Below are 7,087 nucleotides of genomic sequence, written 5' to 3'. Positions count from 1 at the left end.
CCCCCCCCCCCCTTCCCCCCCCCCCCCCCCCCCCCCCCCCCCCCCCCCCCCCCCCACCCCCCTTCCCCCCCCCCCCCCCCCCCCCCCCCCCCCCACAGCCATGTTTCACGTGGAACCGAAGCTGGGTCGCCGGGCGGTGAGGGGACGGCGTGTTTACGGCCGGCGTTCTCGATGACGTTTGCAACGAGGTGAGCGCGCCGGCCGGGCGGAGGCGCCCTTCACGCTGTGCGACGCGCCAGTGACCGTCGACCATGAGGCCAGCTCACAGGGGACGCGGTCGCCGCGGCGATCGCGTCACCCGCTCCGTGGACGTCCACGCCGTCGGCCTGCGGCCCCTTGTTCACCCGGACTGTTTGCGCAAATTTCGCGATCAAGCGGAACGCGGCCCGCACCGGGCGTGACGCACGTCACTTCGAAGGGGTGGAAAGCAAAAACCGGCCGGAGGCCCGTGAGGGCGTCCGGCCGGTGATGTGTGGAGCCTAGGGGAGTCGAACCCCTGACATCTGCCATGCAAAGACAGCGCTCTACCAACTGAGCTAAGGCCCCGGAAGCGGCGCGTCCGACCGGTGAACCACACACCGTCGGGCGCCGCAGACCAGAGTACCGGGTCACCCCGGGTATCTCGCAAAAAGATTAGGGGTCCCGGTGAACGACCACGCTCCGTAAGATGCTCGGCGTGGTTCGCTACAGCGAACCACAGTACTTGGGGAAGCGATGGGGAGACGCAATGGACGCCGCACAGCAGGAAGCGACCGCAAGAGCGCGGGAACTGCAGCGGAACTGGTACGGGGAGCCGCTGGGGGCGCTCTTCCGCAAGCTCATAGATGATCTCGGGCTCAACCAGGCCCGCCTCGCGGGGGTGCTGGGACTGTCCGCGCCGATGCTGTCGCAGCTGATGAGCGGTCAGCGGGCGAAGATCGGCAATCCCGCCGTGGTGCAGCGGGTGCAGCTGCTTCAGGACCTGGCGGGGCAGGTCGCGGACGGCAGCGTCAGCGCGGCCGAGGCGACCGAACGCATGGATGAGATCAAGAAGTCCCAGGGGGGCTCGGTGCTGAGCAACACGACGCAGACGACGAGCAGTTCGGGTGCTCCCACGGTCAAGCGGGTGGTCCGTGAGATCCAGTCGCTGCTGCGGTCGGTGGCGGCGGCCGGGGACATCATCGACGCGGCCGACACCCTCGCCCCGGCCCACCCGGAACTGGCAGAGTTCCTCCGGGTGTACGGAGCGGGTCGTACCTCCGACGCGGTCGCGCACTACCAGTCCCACCAGAACTGAGCGGGCGGCCCGGTCGCCGAAGGGGGTTCGGCAGCCGGGCCGGCGGCAGCGGCGGAGGGTGAGAGGCCCGTACCTGTCAGGTGCGGGACACGCGGGGGTGTGTCCCGCACGAGAAGGTGCGCGGGAGGGTCGGACCGCTCGTCCGGGGGGAAGCAAGGGGGGTAACCGAAGGGGGAGGGGCGGCGCACATCCATGGGTGAGGTCTTTGCCGGCCGGTACGAACTGGCCGACCCGATCGGACGCGGCGGAGTCGGCGCCGTCTGGCGTGCCTGGGACCACCGGCGCCGCCGTTACGTGGCGGCGAAGGTTCTCCAGCAGAGCGACGCCCACTCGCTGTTGCGGTTCGTCCGCGAGCAGGCGCTGCGGATCGACCATCCCCATGTGCTGGCGCCCGCCAGCTGGGCCGCCGACGACGACAAGGTCCTCTTCACGATGGATCTGGTCGGCGGGGGTTCGCTGGTCCATCTCATCGGGGACTACGGTCCCCTGCCCCCGGGGTTCGTGTGCACGCTGCTCGACCAACTCCTCTCGGGGCTGGGGGCGGTGCACGCCGAAGGTGTGGTGCACCGGGACGTCAAGCCCGCCAACGTGCTGCTGGAGGCCACGGGCATCGGCCGGCCGCGGCTGCGGCTGTCGGACTTCGGCATCGCGATGCGGCTGGGTGAGCCGCGGCTGACGGAGACGAACCTCGTGGTGGGGACGCCGGGGTATCTCGCGCCCGAGCAGATGATGGGCGCCGAACCGGACTTCCCGGCCGATCTGTTCGCGGTGGGGCTGGTCGCCCTGTATCTGCTGGAGGGCGCCAAGCCGGACGCCAAGGCGATCATCCAGTACTTCACGGCGCACGGCACTCCGAGCGCGCCGAAGGGCATCCCGGAGCCGCTGTGGCAGGTGGTGGCGTCGCTGCTCCAGCCCGATCCGCAGGCGCGGTTCCGGACGGCGACGGGGGCCCGCAAGGCGCTCGGCTCGGCCGTCGAGCTCCTGCCCGAGACCGGCCCGGACGACGAGCTAATCGAGATCTTCGACCAACTCGGCCCGCTTCCGGCGGGGTTCGGCCCGGACGGACCGGCCAGGCCCGGACGCGGGGTGCGGGTGGGGCCGGGAGGTCACCTGTCGGGGGACGACGTGTCGTCGGGGTCGGTGGGTCCTGCCGGGACCGCCCGCGAGGACACCGGCGCCCCGGGCGGCGGCCCTGCCACCGGTTCCGTGGCGTCGGGCTCGGGCGAGGGGGCCCTGTCGCGGGATCCGGGTGCCGTAGCGCGGGATCCTGCGGGCCTGTCGCGGGATCCGGGTGCCGTATCGCGTGATCCACGGCGGCGTGGGGGGTATCGGCCGGCTCCGGACGTCCAGGACTCCCGCGTTCCCCGGGTCTCCCGTGCGGAGCCATCCGCGCCCGCGCAGCCGCTCGGGATGTCGGACACCGGCAGCTTCCAGCTGCCGCCGCCTCAGGCGACCGTCTCCTCCCAGGTGTCCGCCGTACCGACGCCGCACGCGAACCCGCGGGCGGAGAGCCGGCCGCTGCCTCCCGGGCAACGCCAGGGCGCACAGCAGCACTTCTCCCCCGACGACCCGACGTACGACCTGCCCTCCGCTCCGTCTCACGCACCCCGTCCGGCGGCGCCCCCCGCTGCCGCGGTGCCGGCGCCGGACCGGGATCGGCGCGAGGACGCCTCCACCGCTTCGTACACCGCTGAGGTCCCGAAGGTCCCGGCGTTCACGCAGGGGCACGCGCAGCCGCGTCACCGGGCCGGCCGTCGGGCCCGCCGGGCCGCGCGCCGGGCCGGTCCGCCCGCCAAGGTCGTGGTCCCGCTGCTGCTGCTCGCGCTGGCCTGCTACGCGGTGGGTTTCTGGGCGCTGACCCGCGTCTGACGGGCGGTACCCGCTGCTTTTCCCCGCACGGCGAGGCGCGACCTCGGCGTGTGGCGAGCGGCGGCCACGGCTACCGCTCGCCGGATCTCCGACGCGCCAGCGCCGTCCACGCTCCGAGCGCCACCAGCAGTACGGTGCCGCCGCCGATGCCGCCCGTGGCGACGAGCCGCATCGTGGCGTTCCCGCCCGCGGTCCCGTTCCCCGACACCGCCCGTCCGTTCCATGCCGTGTCCCCGAAGACGCCGGCCGGCTCGGCGGGTCCGTCGTAGCCCGGGCCACCCCGTGCCCCGCCCTTGATCCGTACGCGCAGGGTCAGTCCGACGGGTGCGTCGCCGAACCGGTCGGCGACCTGCGCGGCCAGGTTCACGACGAGGTAGTACGACCCGGCGAACCTCATGGCGTTCACGCGGTCGGCGACGGCGTAGCGGTTGGGGTAGGCGACCGGCGGGACGGGTTGCAGGGTGGCCGACTTCTGGCTGCCGTCGTAGGTGACGCCGGTGTTCTCGATCTCGGCGCGCACCGGGTTGTGGAGCGACAGGTTGAGGGCGCCGGGCACGAAGCCCTTGCCGCCGCTGGAGTTGCCCAGTTCGACGGTGGCGTACAGCTGCCGGCCCCAGTCGAGCGGCACCTCGTAGAAGAGGGTCTGTCCGGGCCGTATGTCATCGCGCCACACTCCCTGCGTGAGGGGCGTGGCGGAGGCGAACCCCAGGCCGCCCCGGCAGCGCCGTGGATCGCCGGGGAGGGGCTCCGCCGAGGCCGAGTCCCAGGCGTCGGGGGCGCTGGTGGCGGCGGTCTGCCGCAGGCGGGGCTCCAGGACGGGGGAGAGTTCGAGGTCCCAGGTGTCCGGGGAGGCGTCCGTGCCGGTGACGCGCTCGACGACCATGTAGTACGTGCCGGCCGCCTGGCACAGGACGCGCGTGGCCCTGGTCTCGCGGGTGCCGACGGCGGTGACGGGGTGCGGGCTGCGGCTCGCGCCGACGGTGGCACTGTCGAAGGAGCAGGAGTTGCCGTCGGCGTCCTGGACCGAGACCCGGATGCCGTCGCCCGCCGTGACGGCCGTACCGGCGGGCGGGATGGCGGTGGCGGCGACGTAGGCGTTCGACGTGGCGTCGAGTTCGAGGCGGTAGTAGACCTTGCCGGTGGCCGGGAGGGAGCTCTCGTACGACGTGCCGGGCGTGAGACGTTCGGCGTCCGTGGTGCTGGTCCTGGCCGCGACGGGCCGGGCGCCCGCGGCAAAGGCGTAGCGACCGGCGCCGGGGCTGGAACTGGGCCCGGAGTCCGGGCCGGCGGTGCCGTCCGCCGCCGCGGGCACCCCGGGCGGCATCGCCACCGCCGCGCACAGGACGACACCCACGACGGCCACGCGGGTGTGCGCGCGTGCGGGCAGGGTCTCAGACGGCGGCACGGAGGCGGGGGCGGGCGCCGGGGAACGGCCGTACGACACTCTCGCGCGCCACCACGCCGTACGCCGCCCCATCATGCGCCACCCCTCGTCGTCCGCGCGGATCGCGGGACCGTGGCCCATCCTGCCCCGCCGTGCCGCGCGTCATCCGCGCAATCCGTACGAGCGTCCGAAACACCCGGGTCGACGGCCCCCGTCTCCTGCGCCCCGAGGCGGCCCCGGTTCCGCACGGGTGCGTGAGGGGGCCCGGCAACACGAAACCCCGACCGTGAGAGACGGCCGGGGTCTGGTCAGAATCGGTTGTCGATCCTCACGAACCCGTGGGCACGGAGTCAGTCGCCTCCGTCCACAGATCCTGCTCGGCGCGATCCGCCTGGATCTGGCGGTACACGAGGAGCCCGCCGATGGCGGCCAGTGCGACCAGGAGAAGCTTCTTCACCGTGCGACCTCGTCTTTCCTTGACGTGGGGGACTTATGGCGCCCGACTATACACACCGGCCGAGACCGATCGGTGACCTGCGCGGGCCCCTCAACTACCGCTCCGGGTACCGCAATAGAAGCGGATGATGTCGCTCCGATCAGAGGGTGATCACATCCGCACACACGGTGATTACGGCACGATTCCTCCTCATTTCTACTCTTCCGACGCCTTTGCGGCCATCCGGGTGGTGTTCATCCGAAGATCGACGCGCCACGGGCGTCGGTCCACCACTTCCCGGCCCACATACACATCATGAGGAAAGTACGCAAATCGCCCGACCCGAAAGTGAGGGGCCATGGCCCAGAACAAGGTCATGAAGCTGTGGACCGCCATCGTCACCGCCTTCCTCGCGCTGTTCACGGCGCTCGGACTCGTCACGACGACAGCCGCCGCGGCCGTACCGCAGGCCGAGGCCGCGCGCAACAGCGGCAGCACCACGACCGCACAGACGACGACGGCGTCGGCCCTGTGGGCGTGGTCCTTGGCCAGGTCCCTGCCCCCCACGATGAAGCAGCGCATCCACGCCGAGGCCCATGGCAAGTCCCCCAGCTGTCGCCACCGCCCGTCGGCGGACGCGGACCTGACCGCGACGGCGGACACCCCGTGCGTCTCCCCCGACGCCCCGGACGCGCCCCCCGCCCCGCTCCAGCGCTGAACACCGCGCGGCAGCCCGCACCGGGCGCCGGCACCAGGCCCCGACGCGCGTCACCGCTCATCACGCTCCACCACGTACCTCGCGTCACCGCTCACCCCGCCGCACCGCTCCCCGCACCTCTCGCTCGTAGCGGCAGCGCATCAGCCCCTTCTTCCTCACGTCCATGACGGAACGGCGAACTTGCGTACAACGCTCTCGAAGAAGACCTGAGAAAGAACCGACGAAGACCCCCGGCCCACCGGCCGGGGGTCTTGTGTTCCCGTACGCCATTGCGAGGACCGGTGTGTGCGAAGCCGCCGTGTGCGAAGCCATCGTGTGCGGAGGCCGCCGTGTGCGGAGGCCGCCGCGAAAGCGCTGGCATACGGCGAAGGCCCCCGGTCCTGATGGACCGGGGGCCTTCTCGCTGGTGGGGCTAACAGGATTTGAACCTGTGGCCTCATCCTTATCAGGGATGCGCTCTAACCAACTGAGCTATAGCCCCGCCGCGCTGTGCGGTGTGTGTCCCGCGCGCTGACTCCTGAAGATTAGCGCACGACATGGGCAGTCCCAAAATCGGTTGTGACGGGGGCTTCGGCGGGGGTTTGGAACGACCGCCGAAGCCAAGTCACTCGTCCTCGGCGAGCGTCAGCTCGACGCCGCCGACAAAGCCGGCGGAGAGGTTGTAGATGAACGCGCCCAGCGTCGCGAGGGCGGTCGCGAGGACGACGTCGATGACCGCGATGATCGTCGTGAAGATCAGGACGTTCGAAAGAGACAGGAAGGACTGCAGGTCGAAGCCGTTCGACTCGTTGGAGCCGGTCGCCTCGGAGATCGTGCCGCCGACGGTCGAGAAGACGCCCATCGCGTCCATGACCATCCACAGCACGGCGGCCGCGACGATCGTGCAGATGCCCAGGGCGATGGACAGCAGGAAGCTGACCTTCATCACCGACCACGGGTCGGCCTTGGCCACGCGCAGGCGGGCCTTGCGGGTGCGGGGCACGGTGCGCGCGCCGGTGCGCGGACGGCGTACGGCGCCTGCCGGACCGTCGGACGGGTAGGCCTGCGGCGGGTGGTAGGGGCCGGCGGGCTGCTGCGGCTGGCGTTCGCCCGGCAGCGGGGAGGGAGCCTTCGGGGCCTGCGCCTGGACCGGTGGCTGGTGCGGCTGGGCGCCCGCAGCGGCCGGGGCCTGGCCCGCGCCAGCGGCGTACTGCTGGGTCTGCGGACCTCGGGTGTCCGTCACAGTTCCCCCCTGGGAATCATGCGTGTCGGGCGAGCGCGAGTCGGTCGCGGGTGACTTGATCGCTTGAAGGTTGGTCGTGTGCGGGTCTGTCGCGTTCGCGGCGGAGCCACGGCCACCGCCGCCCGTGTTCGTACCGGTCGATCCGGCGCCCGTGGCTCCGCTCACGCTGACTCACTCCTCGT

6 protein-coding genes and 2 tRNA genes are annotated in these 7,087 nt (G+C 71.9%); 3 read left to right on the top strand and 5 right to left on the bottom strand.

Annotated elements, in window-relative coordinates; genetic code table 11:
* Nucleotides 1–473: 473 nt before the first annotated feature.
* Nucleotides 474–546 (bottom strand) — tRNA-Ala (locus AC07AZ_RS04970).
* Nucleotides 547–727: 181 nt separating this feature from the next.
* On the opposite strand from AC07AZ_RS04970, the gene AC07AZ_RS04965 reads away from it, so the two are divergent.
* Together AC07AZ_RS04965 and AC07AZ_RS04960 are read left to right on the top strand one after the other, a co-directional pair.
* A complete protein-coding gene (locus AC07AZ_RS04965; protein ID WP_478843875.1) occupies nucleotides 728–1,276 on the top strand; it encodes a helix-turn-helix domain-containing protein in 549 nt (182 codons plus the stop codon).
* Between the two features lie 192 nt (nucleotides 1,277–1,468).
* Nucleotides 1,469–3,145: a serine/threonine-protein kinase gene (locus tag AC07AZ_RS04960; RefSeq protein WP_478843873.1), complete on the top strand. Its 1,677-nt coding sequence runs from the start codon at nucleotides 1,469–1,471 to the stop codon at nucleotides 3,143–3,145.
* 70 nt (nucleotides 3,146–3,215) lie between these two features.
* Here the strand turns inward: AC07AZ_RS04960 and AC07AZ_RS04955 are convergent, their stop codons facing one another.
* Both AC07AZ_RS04955 and AC07AZ_RS04950 read right to left on the bottom strand, forming a co-directional pair.
* Entirely contained in the window at nucleotides 3,216–4,670 is a 1,455-nt protein-coding gene (locus tag AC07AZ_RS04955; protein ID WP_478843871.1) for a hypothetical protein, read from the bottom strand.
* Nucleotides 4,671–4,857: 187 nt separating this feature from the next.
* The gene (locus tag AC07AZ_RS04950) at nucleotides 4,858–4,986 is read right to left on the bottom strand and encodes a DLW-39 family protein (protein WP_003999697.1); all 129 of its coding nucleotides are present in this window, start codon (nucleotides 4,984–4,986) and stop codon (nucleotides 4,858–4,860) included.
* Between the two features lie 337 nt (nucleotides 4,987–5,323).
* Here AC07AZ_RS04950 and AC07AZ_RS04945 point away from each other — a divergent pair, with 337 nt between their 5' ends.
* Nucleotides 5,324–5,683 carry a DUF6344 domain-containing protein gene (locus AC07AZ_RS04945; protein ID WP_478843868.1) on the top strand — a complete coding sequence of 120 codons (360 nt, stop codon included), beginning with the start codon at nucleotides 5,324–5,326 and terminating at the stop codon, nucleotides 5,681–5,683.
* Nucleotides 5,684–6,087: 404 nt separating this feature from the next.
* Here AC07AZ_RS04945 and AC07AZ_RS04940 read toward each other — a convergent pair.
* Both AC07AZ_RS04940 and AC07AZ_RS04935 read right to left on the bottom strand, forming a co-directional pair.
* Nucleotides 6,088–6,164, bottom strand: a tRNA-Ile gene (locus AC07AZ_RS04940).
* Nucleotides 6,165–6,287: 123 nt separating this feature from the next.
* Nucleotides 6,288–7,070 (bottom strand): DUF3566 domain-containing protein, encoded by a 783-nt coding sequence (locus tag AC07AZ_RS04935; RefSeq protein WP_478843866.1) that lies wholly within the window; start codon nucleotides 7,068–7,070, stop codon nucleotides 6,288–6,290.
* Nucleotides 7,071–7,087: the final 17 nt, after the last annotated feature.

This window comes from Streptomyces sp. NPDC043878 (assembly GCF_056435735.1).
The sequence above is the reverse complement of the archived record's forward strand: the minus strand, read 5'-3'. Positions and strand labels throughout refer to the sequence as shown.